1 pseudogene is annotated in these 415 nt (G+C 53.0%); it reads right to left on the reverse strand.

What is annotated here, in order from left to right:
• Window positions 1-415 (reverse strand): annotated as a pseudogene (locus DIT71_RS17750) (IS3 family transposase); the annotation flags it as partial.

Raw genomic sequence — 415 nt, forward strand, 5'->3', positions numbered from 1 at the left:
TTGGAATGTCTGGCCTTTCCACAGTGGCCTGCTTGTATGCGTGTGGACCAGGTTGTTTGCAGATTAGTCCTAGCTCACTCATGAGGCGGCGAACCTTGAAGCGTCCGATCACAACGCCTTCTTCATTAAGCATGGTGGTGATCATACGGCTTCCCGCTGAGCTTCGGCTCTTGCGAAAGATCCGGTTCACATCGGCTCGCAGAACTACTCGTTCCGCGTCCACTACAGACCGTCTGCGGCGATAGTCGTAATAGCTGGACCTCGATACTTCAAACGCTTTACAGACCATCTCAACCGGCTCCTGCTCACTCAACTGGTCTATCAGCGCGTACGATTCATCTCGTCCGACATCAAGAGAGCAGTAGCCTTTTTTAGTATCGATTTCTCCCGCTCCAGCCTCTCACAACGGGCTTCC

The organism is Marinobacter vulgaris (assembly GCF_003344045.1).
Taxonomy (GTDB): Bacteria; Pseudomonadota; Gammaproteobacteria; order Pseudomonadales; family Oleiphilaceae; genus Marinobacter; species Marinobacter vulgaris.